The 19,111-nt window shown below is 72.0% G+C and carries 15 protein-coding genes; 6 read left to right on the top strand and 9 right to left on the bottom strand.

The window, feature by feature from the left end; all coding sequences use genetic code 11:
• The first annotated feature begins 64 nt into the window (after nucleotides 1-64).
• Nucleotides 65-1,933 carry a nuclear transport factor 2 family protein gene (locus tag OG519_RS01700; protein ID WP_405577702.1) on the top strand — a complete coding sequence of 623 codons (1,869 nt, stop codon included), beginning with the start codon at nucleotides 65-67 and terminating at the stop codon, nucleotides 1,931-1,933.
• A gap of 272 nt (nucleotides 1,934-2,205) precedes the next feature.
• Here OG519_RS01700 and OG519_RS01695 read toward each other — a convergent pair whose 3' ends face one another.
• The 8 genes from OG519_RS01695 to OG519_RS01660 form a co-directional block, all read right to left on the bottom strand.
• The gene (locus tag OG519_RS01695; protein ID WP_405577700.1) at nucleotides 2,206-3,519 is read right to left on the bottom strand and encodes an MFS transporter; all 1,314 of its coding nucleotides are present in this window, start codon (nucleotides 3,517-3,519) and stop codon (nucleotides 2,206-2,208) included.
• A 110-nt stretch (nucleotides 3,520-3,629) separates the two neighbouring features.
• Nucleotides 3,630-4,412, bottom strand: coding sequence for an SDR family NAD(P)-dependent oxidoreductase (locus tag OG519_RS01690; RefSeq protein WP_405577698.1), 783 nt, complete (start codon nucleotides 4,410-4,412; stop codon nucleotides 3,630-3,632).
• A gap of 163 nt (nucleotides 4,413-4,575) precedes the next feature.
• Nucleotides 4,576-5,397, bottom strand: coding sequence for a glutathione S-transferase C-terminal domain-containing protein (locus OG519_RS01685; protein ID WP_405577696.1), 822 nt, complete (start codon nucleotides 5,395-5,397; stop codon nucleotides 4,576-4,578).
• 848 nt (nucleotides 5,398-6,245) lie between these two features.
• On the bottom strand, nucleotides 6,246-6,752 hold the full coding sequence (locus tag OG519_RS01680; RefSeq protein ID WP_405577694.1) for an NUDIX hydrolase: 507 nt from the start codon (nucleotides 6,750-6,752) through the stop codon (nucleotides 6,246-6,248).
• A gap of 192 nt (nucleotides 6,753-6,944) precedes the next feature.
• Nucleotides 6,945-10,097 carry a fibronectin type III domain-containing protein gene (locus tag OG519_RS01675; RefSeq protein ID WP_405577692.1) on the bottom strand — a complete coding sequence of 1,051 codons (3,153 nt, stop codon included), beginning with the start codon at nucleotides 10,095-10,097 and terminating at the stop codon, nucleotides 6,945-6,947.
• Nucleotides 10,098-10,920: 823 nt separating this feature from the next.
• Entirely contained in the window at nucleotides 10,921-11,202 is a 282-nt protein-coding gene (locus OG519_RS01670; protein ID WP_405577690.1) for a hypothetical protein, read from the bottom strand.
• Nucleotides 11,203-11,282: 80 nt separating this feature from the next.
• Nucleotides 11,283-11,600 (bottom strand): hypothetical protein, encoded by a 318-nt coding sequence (locus tag OG519_RS01665; protein WP_405577688.1) that lies wholly within the window; start codon nucleotides 11,598-11,600, stop codon nucleotides 11,283-11,285.
• A gap of 164 nt (nucleotides 11,601-11,764) precedes the next feature.
• Nucleotides 11,765-12,358, bottom strand: coding sequence for a TetR/AcrR family transcriptional regulator (locus OG519_RS01660; RefSeq protein ID WP_405577686.1), 594 nt, complete (start codon nucleotides 12,356-12,358; stop codon nucleotides 11,765-11,767).
• A 330-nt stretch (nucleotides 12,359-12,688) separates the two neighbouring features.
• Here OG519_RS01660 and OG519_RS01655 point away from each other — a divergent pair, with 330 nt between their 5' ends.
• The 3 genes from OG519_RS01655 (at nucleotide 12,689) to OG519_RS01645 (ending at nucleotide 16,163) form a co-directional block, all read left to right on the top strand.
• On the top strand, nucleotides 12,689-14,104 hold the full coding sequence (locus tag OG519_RS01655) for a SpoIIE family protein phosphatase (protein WP_405577684.1): 1,416 nt from the start codon (nucleotides 12,689-12,691) through the stop codon (nucleotides 14,102-14,104).
• A 158-nt stretch (nucleotides 14,105-14,262) separates the two neighbouring features.
• Nucleotides 14,263-15,330, top strand: coding sequence for a DUF3533 domain-containing protein (locus tag OG519_RS01650; protein ID WP_405577682.1), 1,068 nt, complete (start codon nucleotides 14,263-14,265; stop codon nucleotides 15,328-15,330).
• 125 nt (nucleotides 15,331-15,455) lie between these two features.
• Nucleotides 15,456-16,163: a DNA-3-methyladenine glycosylase family protein gene (locus OG519_RS01645; protein ID WP_405577680.1), complete on the top strand. Its 708-nt coding sequence runs from the start codon at nucleotides 15,456-15,458 to the stop codon at nucleotides 16,161-16,163.
• A gap of 434 nt (nucleotides 16,164-16,597) precedes the next feature.
• On the opposite strand, the gene OG519_RS01640 is transcribed toward OG519_RS01645, so the two are convergent.
• Nucleotides 16,598-17,392, bottom strand: a complete 795-nt coding sequence (locus OG519_RS01640; RefSeq protein WP_405577678.1) for a maleylpyruvate isomerase family mycothiol-dependent enzyme — start codon at nucleotides 17,390-17,392, stop codon at nucleotides 16,598-16,600.
• A 174-nt stretch (nucleotides 17,393-17,566) separates the two neighbouring features.
• Here OG519_RS01640 and OG519_RS01635 point away from each other — a divergent pair, with 174 nt between their 5' ends.
• Nucleotides 17,567-17,971: a hypothetical protein gene (locus tag OG519_RS01635; protein ID WP_405577676.1), complete on the top strand. Its 405-nt coding sequence runs from the start codon at nucleotides 17,567-17,569 to the stop codon at nucleotides 17,969-17,971.
• 170 nt (nucleotides 17,972-18,141) lie between these two features.
• Nucleotides 18,142-19,044, top strand: coding sequence for an ABC transporter substrate-binding protein (locus OG519_RS01630; protein ID WP_405577674.1), 903 nt, complete (start codon nucleotides 18,142-18,144; stop codon nucleotides 19,042-19,044).
• Nucleotides 19,045-19,111 lie beyond the last annotated feature (67 nt).

Genomic DNA, 19,111 nt, shown 5'->3' with positions numbered 1-19,111 from the left:
TCCGTCGACAATCCACCGACCGTCCGTCGACACCGCGTCGACCCCGGTCCGGTCCACTCGGACCATGCAGAGTTCTTCGATACGCGCCCTTCTGACGGCCGAGGTGACCGGGGCGGTCCTCCTGCCGGAGGACGCCGGGTACGCCGCCGAATGCGCGCCCTACAACCTCGCCGTCGACCACCGGCCGGCCGTCGTGGTCGCGGCGGCGACGGCGTCCGACGTCCAGGCCGCGGTCCGCTTCGCGGCGGCGCACGCACTGCCGGTGGCGGTCATGTCCACCGGCCACCAGGCGATCGTCCCGGCCGACGGGGCGGTGCTCGTCACCACCCGCCGGATGGCGGAGGTCACCGTCGACCCGCGGGCCCGCGTCGCCCGGGTGGCGGCCGGCGCGCGCTGGCAGCAGGTCGTCGACGCGGCCGAGCCGTTCGGGCTCGCCCCGCTCAACGGCTCCTCGCCACTGGTGGGCGTGGTCGGCTACACCCTCGGCGGCGGTCTGAGCCCGACCATGGGCCGTGCGCACGGATGGGCGGCCGATCATGTCACCGCCATCGAGGTGGTCACCGCCGACGGTGAGCTGCGCCGCGTCGACGACACCGCCGAGCCCGATCTGTTCTGGGCGCTGCGCGGTGGCAAGAGCAACTTCGGCGTGGTCACGGCCCTGGAGTTCCGCCTGTTCGCCGCGGCGCGGCTCTGGGCCGGCGGGCTGTTCTTCGCCGGGGAACACGCGGCGGCCGTGACACACGCCTACCGCCGTTTCACCGCGACCGCCCCCGACGCCCTCACCTCGTCGATCGCGCTGCTGCGGCTGCCGCCGCTGCCGGGTGTGCCGGACTTCCTCGCCGGCCGCTTCGCCGTGCACATCCGCATCTCCCACCTCGGCACGGCGGACGAGGGCGCCCGGCTCGTCGCGCCGCTGCGCGCGGCCGCCCCTGTGCTGCTCGACACTCTCGGCGACATGCCCTACGGCTCGTTCGCCCGGATCCACGCCGACCCCGTCGAGCCCGCGCCCTTCCTGGAGCGCACCGCGATGCTCGGCTCGCTCGCCCCCGGCGCCGTGGACGAGATCCTCGCCATGGCGGGGCCGGACGCCGACTGCCCGGTGCAGTTCGTGGAGCTGCGCCACCTCGGCGGCGCGCTCGCCCACCCCGCGGACAACGCGGTCGGCAACCGTGACGCCGAGTTCGCCCTGTGGGTGGTGGCCGTCGGCATGCCGACCGACCTCGTACCGGAGAACGACTTCGCCGACGCGCTCCTGGAGCGTCTGCGGCCGTGGACGACCGGGCGCCGCTACCTCAATTTCATGGCCACCCATGACATCGTGGCCGAGGATGTGCGCGGCGCGTACGACGAGAAGGACTTTCGCCGGCTGCGGTCGATCAAGAGGCGGTACGACCCGACCAACCTGTTCCGCCTCAATCACAACATCCGACCAGAACCCGAAGAGGCACCCGTGACCGACGACACGCTGCGGAACCTGCTCGACCAGGCCGCGATCACCGACACCCTTCACCGCTACACGGCCGGGCTCGACCACGGTGACGCGGAGCTGTTCTCCTCCGCGCTCACCGAGGACGCCGTGGTGGACCTCACCCCGGCCACCACCAAGATCGGCCTGGACTTCCCCGTGCTGGCGCCGCGCGACATGGTGGTGAGCGCCCTGATCCCGGCGGTCGGCCCGCTCGACACCAGCCATGTCATCAGCAACGTCCGCACCACCGTGACCGGCGACACCGCCCACCTGAAGTGCTACGCGATGGCGCAGCACTTCCCGCCGGGCGACGGCCCCAGGCCCGACCGGACCCGGCACGCGCTGATGATGAACCGGTACGACGCCGACCTGGTCCGGGACGGCGAGCGGTGGCGGATCCGCCGGCTCACCATCGACAGTGCCTGGTTCTCCGGGGACCCGACCGTGCTGATGCCCGCCGAGTAGGCGCCGACGCCGGGTCGCTCCCGCCGAGGGGGTACGCCCGCGCGGCGACCGGGAGGCGCGTCCGTGTCGCCGTCCGGCCGACGGCGACACGGACGCCGCCTTACTCGATGCCGAAGGTGCTGAGAGTCGCCCGGGTCGGTGACCGCGGGTTGCCGAGCGAGTGCCGGCCGGCGCCGTCGGTGCAGAAGAACGTTCCGTTGGCCGCGGCGGCGGATCCGCGGACGGCCGCCCCGCGGGCCTGGCGGCAGGCAGAGCGTCACCGAGGCCTGCGGTCACGACGGGCCGTCAGTCGCTTCGGACGTGCTGATCTCGATACGCCGCAGGGACGGCAGAAGCAGCGGCAGCAACATCGCCGCCACCACGACGACGCCGCCGGTGACCGCCACCACCCCGGTGCCGAACGCCGCGGCGAGCGGCGGGACGGACAACTGGCCGACGGGGATCGACACGAACGACCCGAACTCGTCGTAGGCACCGACACGGGAACTCAGGCGCTCCGGGATGTGCAGGTGCCACAGCGTCGACCACACGACGGTGAAGAACTCGGAGGCCACTCCGGCGGCGAAGGCGGCGGAGGCCAGCCAGAGGGTGTCGGCCCGCACGCCGAGCAGGATCAGCGGGACGCCCGCCAGGGTCATCGACAGCAGGGCCGGCGTCATGGGCCGCCGGACCGTCAGCTTCACCATCGCCATGGCGGCGAGCAGCGCTCCGGCCCCCCGGACGCTCAGCACCAGGCCCCAGCCGCCGGGGCCGATGGTGTCGACCGCGATCACCGGGCCGAGGATGTTCCAGACGCCCATGGTGACGGCGTTGAGGACGGCGAAGGCCAGGGTCACCGACCAGATCCACGGCCTGGAGCTGAAGTAGCGCCAGCCCTGCCGCAGTTCGCCGAGCATCGTCGGGCCGCCCTTGGCGCGGGCCGGCATCTCGGGCAGCGCCATCCGCGCGAAGCAGAGGGCCGCCAGGAAGAAGGAGGCGGCGTCCGCGGCGATCGCCCAGCCGCCCCCGACGGACACGGTCAGCAGGCCGGCCGCGCTCGGGCCGACCAGCCGGGTGGCGTTCCTGGCCGTGGCCAGCAGGGAGTTGGCCTGCTGGATGCCGCGTCCGCCGGCGAGCTGCGGGACGATGCCGCGCAGGGTCGGGGTGGTCAGTCCCTGGAAGACGCCGTTGCAGGCGGACAGGGGCAGCAGGAGCGCCGGGTGCTGGTGGGTGAGCAGGACGACGGCCACGCCGCTCTGGCTGACGCCCGAGCCGAGACTGGTGAGGCGCAATACGGTGTCGCGGCGGTAGCGGTCGGCGATACCACCCCCCAGGATCGTCGTCGCGATCATCGGGATCATGGCCGAGGTGAGGACCGCGGACAGCCACGTGGCGCTGTCGGTGACCTCCAGGACGCCGAAGGCCAGCGCCACCGGTGACATGGCGCTGCCGGCCCTGGTGACCGACCAGCCGGCGAAGAACCACCGGAACGCGGGGGAGCGGAGCGGCCGCGTGGACGCGAGCGCGAGGTGGGCGCGGGGCGCCGGTATCGCATCGTCGTCAGGGGAGGGGTGGTGGTCATGTCCGGGCGCGTCTGTTTCGGGCACGAGGGGCGATGCTTCCAGCGGGTGCCGGATTCATCAAGCGGTTTCGCGGCGGACGGATCAGGCTCTCCGGCCGGGGACATGCCCCCCGTCGTTGGGCGTCCGCGTGCCGGTCAGGGTCGGGCCTGGCCGTTGGAGGCGCTGGTGCCGCCGTCGACGGGCAGGATGACGCCGGTGACGTAGCGGGCGGCGTCGCTGGCCAGGAAGAGGTGGACGCCGGCGACGTCCTCGGGTTCGCCCAGGCGGCCGAGGGCGGTGCGTTCCTCGAACTTCGCGGCGAGTTCCGGGCTGCCGGTGACGTCGGCGACCGGGTCGGTCCTGGTGAGCGCCGGGGCCACGGCGTTGACGCGGACCCCGCGCGCTCCCCAGTCCAGGGCGAGGGCGCGGACGAACAGTGACACCGCGCCCTTGGTGGCGTCGTACGCGGCCAGTTTCCAGTCGCCGGCCAGTCCGGAGACGCTGCTGGTGGCGTTGAAGGAGCCGCCGGTCTCGGCCAGGAGCGGGAGGGTGGCCTTGGCGAGGTGGAAGAAGCCGTCGATGTTGGCCTGCCGGAGGGCTTCCCAGTCGGCGGTGCTCGTGTCGGTGATCTCACCGGTGACGTAGCCGGCGGCGTTGCTGATGACCACGTCGAGCCGTCCGTGGCGTTCGATCACGGTGCTGACGAGGCGTTCGATGTCGGCCGGGTCGCTGATGTCGGCGCGGACGGCGCTCGTTCGGTCGCCGGGGATGCCGCCGAGCGCGGTGTCCAGCCGCTTCTGGGTGCGTCCGCTGATCACGACGGTGGCACCGGCCTCGGCGAACGCCCGCGCGGTGGCGAGGCCGATTCCGCTGCCGCCGCCGGTCACCAGGACGACCTTCCCCGAGAAGTTGAAGCTGACGTCGGCATAGGTGCCCATGGATCCGTGCTCCCCTGTGGTGGTCCGATGCGCTCAAGCATGGCCTCGCGCGGCCGATGCGCAGGGCCGCGAAACGCCGTCCGCAAGGGTGGTATGCCGCCGCTCGTCGTTCCCGACCGCGCCGCCGGATGTTCCCCGGGTGGTCCTTCGGGCGGGCGGTGGCTCAGGCCGCCCGCGGGGTGAGTACGCCGTGAAGTGGCTCCGCCGCGCCCGAGGACTCGGGGCCCCGGCAGGTATGGCGGTGCAGCCGGCCCGTCTCCGCCCGGTCGAAGGCGTTGTGGAAGGCCGGATGGGCGTGCAGGCGGCGCCCGTAGGCCCACAGGTGCTCGTAGCCGGCCAGGGCGCGCACCGTGCCGGCGTCCAGGTGCGGACGATGCACCGCGTCCAGGTGCACCAGGGCCGCCCACAGGTCGACGTCCGCCGCGGTCGGTTCGCCGCCCAGCAGGAAGGGCCGCCGGGCCAGCCGGTGGTCGAAGACCTCCAGAGCGGCGGCCATCGTGTCACCCGCTCCCGGTCGGCCGCCCGGCGCGGAGGCCGGCGCCGCGCCCTCGCAGACCTGTCGCAGCGGTTCGGCGACGTCCCGGTCCAGCAGCTCGCAGAGGGCGTCGATCTCCTCGACGAGGGCGGGCGGGCGCAGGTCGGGAGCGCCGGACGGCGTCGCGGCCCGGAAACGTTCGGCGAGGTCACGGAGGATGTCGGGGGTGTGGTTGCTGACCAGCCGGCCGCTCCAACCGTCGCACAGGGCGGGGACGGTGAGCGGTCCGGAGTACCGGTGCAGGGATGCCTCGTAGGCGCCGCGCAGGCCGGCGGGCGGTTCGGCGAGCGCGGGCACGGACGTCGTCACGACCACGCCGGTCAGCCCGAGCAGCCCGAGGGTGGCGGAGACGCGCATGGAGCGCGGCGAGCCGGGTGACAGGTAGAGCCGGTAGCGCTGCGGCGCCGGATAGAAACCGCCGCCGGCCTCGGTGCTGATGCGGCCTCGCACGGGGCAGCCGCGGGGGCGGGCGGCAAACGCGCGGGGGAGGACGGGGGACGCCGGACAGGGCTCGACGACGGCACCCGGACGGCGGTGGGCTGCGCTCGTGGACATGGCTGTCTCCGCATGACGGTGGCGGACCCGGCGGCTCGGGGCGCCGGGCGGGAACGGAACGGGCAGCCGGGGTAGGGCCACGCGGTTCCGGGAGGAAACGACGAGGAGGGATGCGCGGCGGCGGAAGGGGCCGGCTCAGTGGGCCGGACGGTAAGCGCTGCAGACCCGCTGCAGATCGATGTACAGGCGCCTGGTCAGCCGGCGGGGGCACCACGCGAGGGCCGCCGGGAACGGGAGGTACGCCCCGTCCGCCCCGCAGCCGCTCTTGGCCATCTCCACCGCTCCCGCCTCCGGCCCCGCGCGGAGCGGGACCGCTCGTCCCCCGCTGTGGCGGCGGAACCCGGTCGACAGCGATGGCGGCCCGCGGCGGGCGAAGGACCGCTCACCCCGCACGGGCCGGTGCCGAGGACCGGCGGGACGGGGAACCGTCCGACCGGCGCTGACCGCTGTGACCGTCGCCCATCAGTGTGGATGAGGCGGGTGGAGGGGTCAATAAGGCCGGAGCGCCCGGAACACGGCCGGGGCCGTCCGCCGAGCCCCGGGGGCCGGCGCCGGCGCCCGGCGGGAAGCCCGCGGTGGACGGCGACGGTGCGTGGGTACGTGGGTGTGTGGCCGGGCCACCGTCGAGAACCTGACTTGGCTGGGCCGGACCCTCTCGGCCCGCGGTCTCAACACCCCGCACCTGGACCGTCTTGACGAGACGTGGGCGGAACCCCGGCACCTGGCGTTGCGGCGGGTGGGACTCAAGTACGCGGGTGGGGCGATCTGCTGGGCAAGCGCGTGAGCTCGGCGAGATAGACGTCCAGGTGCTGAACGTGCCCTGGGAGTGCTTCGAGAAGATCCCACCAGTGAACGGCTGCGGTCTCCTCGTTGGCCTGAAAGTCGCGGGCTCCGGCACAGTGACCCGCGAACACGGCCAGGTATTCGACTCGCTGGTCGGGTGCCAGTACAAATTTCGCGTAGCCGACGAACCGCAACGGTCCGTCAGGCTCCTGCCCGCTCTCCTCCAACAGTTCACGCAGGGCTGCCTGACGAGGCGATTCACCCTGCTCGATGCGCCCGCCAGGAAGTTCCCAGGACTGACGGTACCGATCGAAGACCATGAGGACCCGGCCCGCGCACCAGAGGGCGACGAGCGCCGCCGGCAGTGGCGCATCTCCCGGCGGCGTTGCCTCGTCTTCCCACGTGACCGCGAGCAAGGTGTTGCCACGGTCATCGGTTGCGAGCGGTCTGTCCTCGGAGCCGGCCACGTCCGGATGCTTCCCGGCCCACCGCCTCCGAAAGCCCGCCGCTTGACCACACTGCCACTCTGCCTGCGGTACCGGGCCCGGTCGAAGCCTGGCCCCACCGCCGGTCGGCGGTGGGGCCAGGGTGAGGAGCGTTCTAGGAGTGCTGGTCCAGGTCCGTCTCCGGCCGGCTCGGGTGAGGGTCGGGGAGGAGGGTCATGCGCAGGTGACCTTCAGTGCGGTGTCGGCTTTGCAGGTGAGCTTGTCGATGCCGTTGTTGGGATCGCTGGGGTAGGGGCTGGCGCCGGTGCGGGTGAGGGTGAGGGGGTGGCTCGTGCCGGGTGTCATGGCGCCCACCGTGAAGGAGATGAGTGGGGTGATCTTGTCGGTTCCGGCGGGGATGGCGCCCGTGTCGCAGGTGAGGGTGCGGCTCGCGGTGTTGACCGTGCACCCGGAGGGGGCGGTGGGGTTGGTGAAGACGGCCGGGTAGGTGAGCTGGTAGGAGACGTTGGTGGCGTCGCTGCCACCGAGGTTGTAGATGTCGGGTGTCACGGTGATGCTGCCGCCGCCCGCGGTCGCGGTCGAGGTGGTCAGGACGGGCAGCGGGTTGGTGGCGGGAGCCGGCGGTGACAGGGCGGAGGCGGGGCCCTGTCCGCGGCTGTTGACCGCGGTGACCTGGACGCTGGCGTGGCCGGCCTCGATCTGCGGGATGCGGTCGGTGGGGATCGCCAGCGAGGTGGCGGTGCCGGGTGCGGTGCCCAGCACGGTTTCGGTGCCGGCCGGGTCCCCGGGGTTGTTCACGACGGTGACCAGGTACTCCTCGATGGGGCTGCCGCCGTCGGCGGGCGCGGTCCAGGTCACGGTGGAGCCGTCCGCGCTGATCGCCGCGGAGTGCGGGGCGGCGGGCAGGCTCGCGCCGTGGTGGTACGCGGCCTGGGTGACGACGGAGGGGCAGCCGGCCGAGCCGGCGGTGGTGGCGTTGATCAGGTCGGTGAAGTTGCCTCCGGGGTGGGCCGGCGGGGTGTACAGGCCGCTCTGGCTGACCGTGCCCAGCGAGCCGGCCGCCATCGACCAGACGACGCCCTGCGCGGGGTCGCAGGCGGCCGGCCAGGTGACGGCGTACTGCTTGGCCGCTGCCACGGCGGCCGCGACCACCGTTGAGCGGGCGGACTTGGCCGCGGTGCGCGGGCTCACGGCGGCGGCTGGCGCCGCGCTGGACAGGGACGGGATCGGGAAGGCCCCGGCGGACTGGTAGAGCGGGAACGTTGTGTTGTAGACGACGCCGCCGAAGGAGAATGTGGTGAGTTTGAAGTCCAGGAGGAAGAACACCGACACTTTCAGCGGCGCGGTCACCTTCAGCCACGGGCTGGCGGCGGTGTCCGCGGCGATGTCGATGGAGGGAGCGACATCCAGCTCGGGCCCGGCGACTTCGTAGATGAGGATCTTGAGCGACACGGGGAAGGCGAAGCTGACCTTCGCCGCGGCGTTCAGGTCGTACTTGAACGTGGTGACCGCGTCCTTGGTCAGGTCGGTCTTGTGCGTGTTCCCGCTGCTGTCGCGGTGGACCTTGCCGCCCATGGTCCGCTCGTAGGTGGCGTCGAAGGTGAACTTGATCGAGCCGTCGACCGAGGTCTGGGTGTAGATCGTCAGCGAGGGGCAGAACGCGATCGCGTAGACGATCACGCATCCGGTACCCGGCGGCTTGAGGGTCAGCAGCGGCTCGCGTTGCGTCTCGTGCTTGTAGACGATGCCCAGCTCGCCCTTGACCGACGCCTTCGCGGTCGCGGTGGCGGAGAAGTCGTAGGTGAAGGTCTTGGTGGAGTACCACGAACCGTTCGGGTCGTCCTGGAAGCTGGCGTTGGCCTCCCAATTGGTGGTCAGACTCAGCGCGGCGGTCAGTTTGGCGGTGACCTTGGGGTTGCTCAGCCGATCTTTCGCCTTGGGGTCGTTCGCGAGCTTCTCGACCAGGTCCAGGGTGAAGGTCTTGTTGGCGATGGGGATCGCCACCTGCGGCGCCACCGACGCCTGGAAGTTCGGGTTGAGCATCTGGATCTGGTAGCCCTGGGCGCCGGAGGTCGCCTGATTGCCGTGGGCGGTGAGGTCCAGGGACCGGAAGGCTTGCTGCAGCGCGGCCTGACTGGTGGTGAGGGTGACTGTGCTGCCCGAGGTACTGATCTTGTCCACGACGCGCAGCAGGCCGGAGTGGGCCAGCGGGTTGGTGCTCCCGCCGACGGCGATGATGTTCTTCACCGCCAGGCCGGTGACCTGGGCGGGCGGATTGGTGAAGACCACGGTGGTGTCGGTCACCTGGGTGATGGCCGCGACGGACGCGTCGGACAGGAACACCGTTCCCGGCGCCAGGATCGGGTGGGGGGCCGCGGTCACCGCGGTGCTGGTGGCGCTGAGCTGCCCGTTGTGCTGGGTGCCGGTGACGGTGATCTTGTACTCGACGTCGGGGGCCAGGCCGGTCAGTGTCGTGCTGGTGGTGGTGGCCGGCACGGTCGCCACGATCGGCGGCTGGCCGGGCGCGACCGCGTCCACGGTGTAAGCGGTGATCGTGTGGCCGCCGTCGTCCAACGGCGGATCCCAGCTCACCTGGAGGGAGTTCGGGGCGGGCTGACTGCCGTCCGCAGCGGGCGGCGGCGGTCCGGCGGAGACGTCCTGCGGAGCGCTGGAGGTGTACGCAGGGCGGGCGGCGACGGTACCGTTCGCCTCTGCGCCGACGGTCTGGCTGTCGGACTTGCCGACCGGTGAGGTGCCGGCAGCATTGGTCGCGGTGACCGCAACCGAGTAGTACTTGCCGTTGACCAGGCCGGTGAGCGTGGTGTGGATGGCGGTGCCGGCCACGCTCGCGGTCACGCTGGCACCGGGGCCATTAGGTGTGGCGGTGACCGTGTACGACGTCACGGGCGAGCCGTTGGGGTTGGCCGGGTTCCACACGACCAGCAGCTTGGTGTCCCGCCCCAGGACGGTCGCCAGCGTCGGGGCCAGCGGCGCCTGCGGCGTCTGCGGACCGCCGACGAAGGGCGTCGAGACACCGGACAGGATGCCGCCAGCGGTGGTCTCGGTGGCCTCGAAGGCGTAGCTGACATCGTTGGTCAGGCCCGCGACCTTGACCACCGACGGGTTGGCCGGGTCCGGGTTGAGCACGTGCCCGCTGGCCACCGGCGCCCCGGCGGGGTCACCGTTGTCGTCCAGCGCATAGGCGTGGACGTCGACGCGGGAGACCGCCTCCTGGGCGGTGTCGCCCGCGGTCACGGTCACATGCACGGTGCCGGAGGCGAACGGCTGCACCGAGTCGACCAGCGGCGCCTGCAGCGCCTGCGCCGCCACGCTCGGCCGCTGCGGCGCGGCCACGGCCGCGCTCACCGAACCGGCGCCTAACCCCAGCGCCACCACCATGACCAGGGCCGTACTGCCCCACGCCCGCCTGCCGCGGGTTCTCCTGGAAAGCCACATACACAACGCCCCTCCGCACGCGGGCACACACCACCCCGCATGCTCGCTCAACGGATGACATCTCGACGGTGGGAGGAACCGACCGGCTCAGCCCCGAACGCACAGCGCACACCGGCAGAACCCCGACCACCACGGGGGAACGTAACAGCCCAATCGGACGAAGATATTCGAACATTGTGATATCGGTATGGACTACGCATGAGCTACATCAAACGGTGAAAGCGGTGTAGACGACGAAAGGATCTTTGTCGGATCCCTGCCAAGAAGGGGTCATCACCTGACCGCGTCCGCTACCACGTCGACAGGGCGTACCAAACCCGCCCACGCGGTGCAGGGTCTGGTAGGTGGTGGCGCGGGAGACCGCTGAGGTGGCGACGGGGTCTCCGACGGTCTGGTGCGGGTTGGCATGCAGGGCGGCGAGGATGACCAGAGCGCTGCTGCCGAGTCGCTGACGGGCGAACGGGTGGTGGGCCATGAGGCGGCTGAGGACGGTGGAGTCGATGTCGGCCTTGGCTGTCTCAGAGGCGGACCATTCTCAAGTGCCCCCTGACCCTCGGGGGCTGGTCAGGGCTGGCTGCCTCTGACCGCGTCACCGGGGATCCGGGTCGAATTCGGGGGAGGATCCGGGTCGAAACAGAGTGGTTGGCTCCGGCTCCCTTTGACTGCCTCCGCGCCTGTCCTTGCGGGTCACAGCCGGTCCGTCCGCGCAGCGGCCCAGCTCACCGGGTGGAACTCAGCAGAACCAGCCGTTTTGCACCCAGCCGTGCCGGTTGATGTCCCCGTAGGCGAATCCGTACACCCAGGAGCCGTTCACCTGCTCGACCAGGAAGGTCTGGCCCTGGAAGAGGGTGCCGGTCCAGGCGCCGACCGGTTCGGTGCGGACATAGAGATCCTGGGCGCAGACGGTCTCGCGGACGCCGACGGTGCCGTTGGCGGCGTGGGCCGGAGTGGCGACGGTCAGCAGGGCCGCGGCGGCGGCGAGGGCGGCGGCGCCGAGTGACGCGGTACGCGGCATGGGCAACTCCTGAGCGGGGACGGCCGGTTGGACGGTGTGGTGAGCGTGGCGCGGCGGCGGAGAGGCGGGTGTCGGCGCCGTCACCAGGAGTCGTAGCCGCCGATGCACTCGATGCGCAGGTAGCCCCAGTCGTTGGGCCCGTAGTCGAAGCTCGCTGCCCAGCCGTTGTAGACGGGGTGAGACCCCGGGGTGTGGCCGATCTTGTCGCCGTAGCCGAGCACGCGTTTGAGCCCGGTCGGCCCGCCGGAACTGTCGTAGTTGGCGTAGAAGCTCGCGCTCTGGCACACCACGATCGCGTGCTCCGGCGGAACCGCGGCTTCGGCGGTGGGGAGCAGCGCGCTGGCGACCGGGACGGCCAGTGCGCAGGCGGCGAGGAGCGTACGACGGCGGGGTGACATGTCGCGTCCAGGGGGTGGGGGGACTGCGGGGGCGGGAGGTGCCGGGAGCTGCGGGCGCCACCTTACGATTCTGACGGGCCCCTGACAATAGGAGGCCGATGGCCTCGTGGGCCGCCCGGCCTGCCGCGTCCCTTGCGGCGCGCGTCCCGGCAGCGCCGGTTTGATCAGGGGCTGGGCGGAGGGTCGATGGATTGGGCGGCGAGGAGGGTGCGGACGGTGATGTGGATGCCGGCGGGGATGGGCCGGCTGCGGACAGCGGCGTAGGACAGCGCGCCGTCGAAGAGCATGACCAGTTGTTCGGCGAGGAGGGCGGGGTCCGTGGCGCCCGCGGCCATGGCCTGCTCGGCGAAATACCCTTCCATGAGCTGTTTGTAGGACAGGGCGATACCGCGGGCCGGGTGCCGGATGTCGGCGATCTCCGCCGCCGCCTTCAGCACCGGGCAGCCGCGGAAGCCGGCGTCGGCGGACTCGCGCCGGGTGGCGGCGAAGACGGCGAGGATCTTCGCCGCGGGGGACAGACCGCTGTCCGCCGGCGGGATCAGCGGCGCCAGGAAGCGCTCGGTGGCCAGCGGCAGATACGCCGCGATGAGCTGGTCCTTGCTCGGGAACCGCTGGTACAGGCTGCGCTTCGACACCTTGGCGACTTCCGACACCAGATCCACCCCGGTGGCGTTGATGCCCCTGCTGCCGAAGAGCTGGCAAGCGGCTTCCAGAATCCGCTCGCGTACCAGGTCAGGAGCTTTCACTTCGGTCGTCACGCGGCAAAGGTAACGCAGATGATCCAGAGGCGGGAAACAGATCGGGGTACCGGGCGGCCCGGCCGCCCGCCCGGTCGCCGGTTGCCCGCGCGGATCCCCGGGCCCCCGACGCGCCCCGGCGGATCATGTCCTACCGGTGAGTGGGAGGGTAACCTTCCGGGACAAGGACATCACAATCACACAAAAGCGACACAACAGTGACAAAGCCACGGGGCAAGGGGCCTGATTTCGCCGGCTCCCACCTCGTCCCCACCCGTACCTCAGGAGCGGGATCGCCATGCGTCTGGCACCGGTCGAAGATCCCGGGAGCGTGCCCGGAAGCCGTCGGCGATGAGCCCGCCCAGGATGCTGAACCGGGCGTGGGCGCTGCTCCTGCTGGCCGCGTCGGCGCTGGCCGTCGGTCTGATCCAGCCGGGCGAGCACTACGACATGCTGGTGGCGACGGCGCCACTGCTGGCCGCCGCGCTGTACGGCGTCCGGGCGACGGCCCTGACCGGCGTGCTGACCGTGATCGTGTTCGCGCTGCTGCGCCTGCCGCTGGAGGAGGACGGCGACGCCACCTGGGTGTTCAAGCTCGTCCTTATCGTCGCGGTGTGCCTGCTCGCCCTGGTCCTCTGCCATGTCCGGATCCGGGAAGAGGAGCTGCGCCGGGTCCGGAAGACCGCGCTGCGGCTCCAGGAGGGCCTGTTGCCCCGGGACTTCCCCGACAACAGCGCGGTCGGGGTGGGATACCGCTATGTGGCGGGGGAGTCGGCGGCCGGCCTCGGCGGTGACTGGTTCGACGTGATCCCGCTCTCCGGCGCCCGGATCGCGCTGGTGATGGGCGATGTGGTCGGCCACGGCCCGGAGGCGGCGGCGACCATGGGCCGGCTGCGTACCGCCGTGCTCGCCCTCGCCGATCTGGACCGGGAGCCGGACGAGGTACTGGCCAGGGTGGACGCGCTGGTGCAGCGGATGAGCCATGACCGCTCCCAGGCCGAACTGGTCGCGAGCTGCCTCTATCTGGTGTACGACCCGATCTCGCGGCGGTGCGACTTCGCCAGCGCCGGCCATACGCCACCGATCTTCGTACAACCCGACGGAGAGGTGGCCGTGCAGCGGAACACCAGCAACCCGCCGCTCGGTTTCGGCGACGTGCCCTTCGACGTCACCTCGCTCGACCTCCCCAAGGGCTCACTGATCGCGCTCTACACCGACGGCCTGCTGGCGCTGCGCCACCGTGAGGCGGACGAGGGGGTCCGGGAGTTGGCGGCGGTGCTCGGCAGCGGCGCCGGACCGCTCCAGGAGATCTGCGACCGGGTGCTCGACCGGCTCGCCGGTACGCACGAGGACGACATCGCGCTGCTGCTCGCCAGGACCAAGGTGCTCGACCAGGAGAACGTACGGGAGTGGGAGTTCCCGGCGAGGGCCGAGGAAGTGCCCGCGGCCCGGAACGCGGTGAGCGACCAGCTCACGGACTGGGGACTGGAGGAGTACGCGTTCGCCCTGGAGATGGTGGTGTGCGAACTGGTCACCAACGCCGTCGAGCACGCGGAAGGACCGGTCGGCCTGCGGCTGATCCGGGACGACTCGCTGATCTGCGAGGTCTCCGACACCAGCAGCACGTCGCCGCACCCCCGACGGGCCGGCCCGATGGACGAGGGCGGGCGCGGCCTGTACCTCGTCGCGCAGCTCATGGACCGCTGGGGCACGCGGTTCACGGAGAACGGCAAGACGGTCTGGGCCCAGAAGTTCCGCGAAGCCTGATCCCGCCCATCGGCGCGGTGACTCGCACGGCGCTGCCGATCCCATTACTGTCCACACCCGGGTCATCCGTATCGACCTGTCATCCGGTGGGCCGCCGATCAGCGGCGATCCGCGGGTGATTCCTGTGCCGGGCACGGGCAGTGAAGGGGACGCTCGCTGTGAATTCCGGTTCCCCGACGCCCGTACCGACGCCCCCGGCCGGATTCCGCGCGGAGTTGAACGACGCCGTCAGCCTGCGCGGCGTCTTGATGGTGCTCGCGGTGCTCGCCGTGCAGCTCGGATTCATCCTCTCCTACGTCGGGGCGTTCCATTCGCCGCGCCCGCACGGTATCTCGGTCGCGGTGGTGGCGCCGCGCCCGCAGCGGCTCGCCGACCGCCTCAACGCGCTGCCCGGAGATCCCCTGCACGCCCGGGTCGCGACAGGCGAGAGCCAGGCGCGGCGGATGATCCTGCGCCGGAGCGTGGACTCGGCGCTCGTCATCAACCCGCGCGGCACCACCGACCTGCTGCTGGTGGCCTCGGCCGGCGGCCCGGCCGTCTCCGCCACCGCCGCACAGATCGCCGGGAAAGTGGAAACCGTCCAGCGCCGGAATCTGCGGATCGAGGACATTCGCCCGCCCTCCGCAAAGGACGGCCGCAGCCTCTCATCCTTCTACACGGCTCTCGGCTGGGTGGTCGGCGGATATCTCGCCGCCGCCATTCTCGGCATGTCCGCCGGCGCCCGTCCGGCCACCTTCAATCGCACGCTCATCCGGATGGGTGTGCTGACTTCTTATGCCGTCCTTTCCGGTCTGGGCGGTGCCGTCATCGTCGATCCGGCCCTCGGCGCACTGCCCGGGCACTTTTTCGCGCTGTGGGGGATCGGCGCTCTTGTGGTGCTCGCGGCCGGCGCGAGCACCGCGTTCTTCCAGATCCTGCTGGGGCCCATGGGCATCGGACTGACGATCCTGCTCTTCGTCGTCCTCGGCAATCCCAGTGCCGGCGGCCCTTACCCGGCGGCGCTGCTGCCGCCCTTCTGGCGTGCGATCGGCCCCTGGCTGCCGCCCGGCGCCGCCACCAGCGCGATCCGCAACACCGTCTACTTCGCCGGCAACGCGACCACCATGCCGCTGCTGGTCCTCGTCGCCTATGCCGTCGGCGGAGTCGTCCTCTCCCTGCTCGCCTCCGCCGTCCGCCTGCGCAGGGCCCGTACGCCGGCCGGCCCGTCCACGACCGCCGCCCGCTGACGGGCCCGCCGGTCCGGCGGCTGCCGCCGTCCGTCCACCTCGGCGGGACGGGAGGGCGGGGCCGGGCCGCGGCGGGTAGCGTGGTTCGCGGGGGCATCCGCGACGGGGCGGGAACGGAGCACGCCATGACCAAGCCCAGCGCACGCAAGGCCTCCCGGTCGTCGGCTCGCGGGCGAAACGCGGAATCGGGCGCACCGGGCCGTCGCACACCGCGGCAGGCCGCCGCATGGCTGGCCGAACGTGATCCCGTCATCGCCTCGCTGATGGCGGAGTTCGGACCGCCGGCCTTTCCGAAACCGACCGAGGCCCACTTCGCCGTGCTGGTCCACTCGATCACCCAGCAGCAGTTGGCGGGCCCGGCCGCCCGGGCCATCCACGGCCGGCTGGTCGCCGCGCTCGGCGGCGAGGTGACACCCGAGCGGTTGCTTTCGGTGCCGGAGAAGGTTCTGCGGGCGTGCGGCCTGTCCGCCAGGAAGGCGGAGTCGCTGCGGGAGCTGGCCGAGAAGATCGTGGACGGAACGCTGCGGCTGGACGGCCGCGCCCTGTCGCACCAGAGCGATGAGGAGATCGTGGCGCGCCTGTCGTCGGTGCGGGGCATCGGCAAGTGGTCGGCCGAGGTCTTCTTGATGTTCCAGCTCCGGCGGCTGGACATCTGGCCCACGGGAGACCTCGGCGTCCGCAAGGGCTACGCACTGGCCTGGGGTGGCGACGTGCTCACGCCCAAGCAACTCGAACAGGCGGGCGAAGCCTTCCGGCCCTACCGGAGCATCGCGGCCTGGTACTGCTGGACCGCCCTGCGCAGGGGGACGGGCAACGGCGCCGAGGTGAGCTGACCGGCTCCTCGCCGGGCCTGACGCTGACCTTCGGCAGCCTGGCGCGGGCGTACGGGGTCAAACTCGCGCAGGAGTGGACGGCTCCCAGCGGCAGCTTCTACGCCACTCCGGGCGCGCCCGGAGATCAGCCCTGCGTCTACCGGGCCGTCGTCTCCTGCCCGGCCGGCAGCCGGCCGTACTTCTGGCCGCCCGACTTCGACGGTTCGGCGCGGACGGCCGGGCAGGATCCGGTCCTCTACCGTGGCCGCCCGGCACGGGGGCAACGGGCGCCGACGCACCGCTGGGAAAACACCGCCGGCGCCGCGATCCGGTCCACCGGCACCGGCGGCCACTGACCCGGCACCCGCTCGCCACGCGGCGGCGCGGGCGGGCCGCGGGGACGCCGCGGTCCGCCCGTACGGCGTCAGGCCGCCCCGCGGTCAAGCGGCCCGGTGTCAGAACCCGGGGAAGACGCGGCGCAGGTCGTCGAGGGTTATCGCGTCACCGGTCAGGGAGACCGAGGCCGGGGTGTGGTCGGGCGCGTGGCGGCCGGCCACGAGGCGCAGCCACCATTCGGCCGGCGCGGTCAGGACGCCGTCGGCCTGGTCCGGCGTCCCGCCGATGCTCACGGACTCGCCGAGGTCCAGCCCGAGCGAGCCGGCCGGATCGGCGAGCTCCACCGCCAGTGCCACCTGGCGCCCCGCGAGGGCGGCCGGATCCGCGCTGTAGCCGACGTACATCGGCATCAGCCCCTGGACCAGTGGCACCGCCTCGGGGAAGACCTGCGCCTTCGCATCGAAGCCGACCTCGACGTCCCATACGTGGAAGGCGAGTTCGCTCAATCGCAGCGTCCCCGCCGTGGCGACGTCCAGCGGCTGCGGGGTGAAGCCCAGGTCGATGCGGAGTTCGGCGCGGGTCGACGCGTCCAGCTCCTCGTACGCGGCGACCAGCGCTTCGTCTGCGGCGAGGAAGCCGCTCGCGCGGTCGGCCGGGGACATCGCGTCCCAGCGCGCCCAGGTGGCCTTGTTGAAGTCGGCGCCGGGGTTGCCGGTGCCCTCCAGGGCGCCGCGGAGAGCCGCGAGGTTGATCTCGGCGCCGCTGCCGAGGTGGCTGAGCACTTGGGAGACGTCCCACGCCGAAGCGCCGGACGCATGGGTGAGATCGGCGGGTTCCAGCGTGGCGACGAACGCGGCCAGGCGGTCGTGGCCGGTGCGCAGCGCGGATATGACATGTTCTGCGGGTGTTGCCATACGTATCTCCAGGGGGGAGGAGGGGTGCGGTCAGCCTACGGGAGCGCCGCTCGGGGCAGTTCGGCGTGGGGCCCCTGGTACGGCCACGCCGAACGTCAGGCGGGGGCGTCCGAGCCTCGCCTCGCGGCCGGTTGGGGTTTCGGCCCGGGTAGGTTGGGGTTGAGGAGTGGGTTCGTGCGCGGGGTGGAGCGGGGGAAGGCGGTGGGCGGGGTGCGGGGACTTCGGGCGGTTGAGGCGGGATATGTGTGTGTCGTCGCGGGGCTGGCTGTCGTGGGGGCCGCCCGGGGGAGCGCCGCCGCCTACGTCATCTCGATCCTCCTGACGCTGCCGCTCGGGGTGGTGGCGACCGTGCTCATCTACGGCGGCTATGCCGCGCTGAAGGGGGTGGGCGGGCTGTGGGCGTCCACCACCACGGGTGACGGCGGCGATGCCGGGTGGCTGTCGGCCGGCAGCGCCGCCCTCAATGTGACGGTCCTGATCGCCGCCGCGCTGGGCAATGTCCTGCTGCTCGAACTCGGCGCGCGCCGCCGCACCGCGGCCCGTGCCCGGCGGGCGGTCCCGCCGGCCACCCGCTCATAGGCCCGCTCCGCCGGCGGTCGGTGATCGCGGCGCGCTCGTTCACCCGCCGCGCGGGGCGCACGGGGCGCGCGGGGCCGCGGGCCGCAACATCGCGGACACATAAGTCCGGCATCCGGACATCCGGGGCCATGGCGTGGACAGCGGTGCTCGGGCGGTGCCATGGTCCCGCCATGCATTCCGCGATCCCGCTGACCCCGAGCCGCGTGGCCCTGGCCGCGGCAGCCCTGCTCACCCTCGCCCTGGCCGGCTGCGCACCGCAGGACGACGACTCCGCTCCGAGCGCCTCCCCGGCGCCCGCGTCCGGCTCACCCGCGGCCGCGGCCTGCGCCCCCGCCTCGCTGGCGACCCACACCGCGGGAAAGTTCACCGTCGGCACCGACAACCCGGCCTACGACCCGTGGTTCTCCGACGACAAGCCGTCCAACGGCAAGGGGTACGAGTCCGCGGTCGCCTACGCCGTCGCCAAGCAGCTCGGCTACGCCCCGGGGCAGGTCGTCTGGCAGACCGTCCCGTTCAACAGAGCCTTCGCCCCCGGCGCCAAGAACTTCGACGTCGACATCAATCAAGTTTCGATCAACCCCGAACGGAAGAAGTCCGTGGACTTCTCGCCCGGTTACTACGACGTGCGGCAGGCCGTCGTCGCCCCCAAGGGCTCAAGGATCTTCGGCGCGCACTCCATCGCCGACCTGAGGAACGCCAAGCTCGGCGCCCAGGTGGGCACCACCAGCCTCGACGTCATCACCGACGTGGTGAAGCCCACCCACCAGCCGGCCGTCTTCCAGCGCAACGACCTGGCGGTGGCCGCGCTGAAGAACGGCCAGGTCGACGGGATCGTCGTCGACCTGCCCACGGCCTTCTACATCACCGGCGCCGAGGTCACCGACGCCAAGGTGGTCGGGCAGTTCGACAACACCGCGGGCACGCCCGAGCAGTTCGGGCTGGTGCTCGACAAGGGCAGCAAGCTGACCCCGTGCGTCTCCCAGGCGGTGACCGCGCTCCGCTCCGACGGCACCCTCGCCGCACTGGAGAAGCAGTGGCTGTCGGACGCGGTCGACGCGCCGGTGCTCAAGTGACCGGGCGGCCCGGACGGGCGGGGCGGGCCGGGCACGCCGGGTGGGCCGGCCGGTATCGGCGGGCCGA

This window comes from Streptomyces sp. NBC_01190 (assembly GCF_045039895.1).
In the GTDB taxonomy this organism is placed as follows: Bacteria; Actinomycetota; Actinomycetes; order Streptomycetales; family Streptomycetaceae; genus Actinacidiphila.
The sequence above is the reverse complement of the archived record's forward strand: the minus strand, read 5'-3'. Positions and strand labels throughout refer to the sequence as shown.

Bases quoted from the DNA above. Each gene is read 5' to 3' on its own strand.
- OG519_RS01670 (WP_405577690.1), bottom strand. From the start codon at position 11,202: ATGCCGCGTACCGCGTCACTCGGCGCCGCCGCCCTCGCCGCCGCCGCG.
- OG519_RS01665 (WP_405577688.1), bottom strand. From the start codon at position 11,600: ATGTCACCCCGCCGTCGTACGCTCCTCGCCGCCTGCGCACTGGCCGTC.
- OG519_RS01655 (WP_405577684.1), top strand. From the start codon at position 12,689: ATGAGCCCGCCCAGGATGCTGAACCGGGCGTGGGCGCTGCTCCTGCTG.
- OG519_RS01690 (WP_405577698.1), bottom strand. From the start codon at position 4,412: ATGGGCACCTATGCCGACGTCAGCTTCAACTTCTCGGGGAAGGTCGTC.
- OG519_RS01700 (WP_405577702.1), top strand. From the start codon at position 65: ATGCAGAGTTCTTCGATACGCGCCCTTCTGACGGCCGAGGTGACCGGG.
- OG519_RS01645 (WP_405577680.1), top strand. From the start codon at position 15,456: ATGACCAAGCCCAGCGCACGCAAGGCCTCCCGGTCGTCGGCTCGCGGG.
- OG519_RS01640 (WP_405577678.1), bottom strand. From the start codon at position 17,392: ATGGCAACACCCGCAGAACATGTCATATCCGCGCTGCGCACCGGCCAC.
- OG519_RS01630 (WP_405577674.1), top strand. From the start codon at position 18,142: ATGCATTCCGCGATCCCGCTGACCCCGAGCCGCGTGGCCCTGGCCGCG.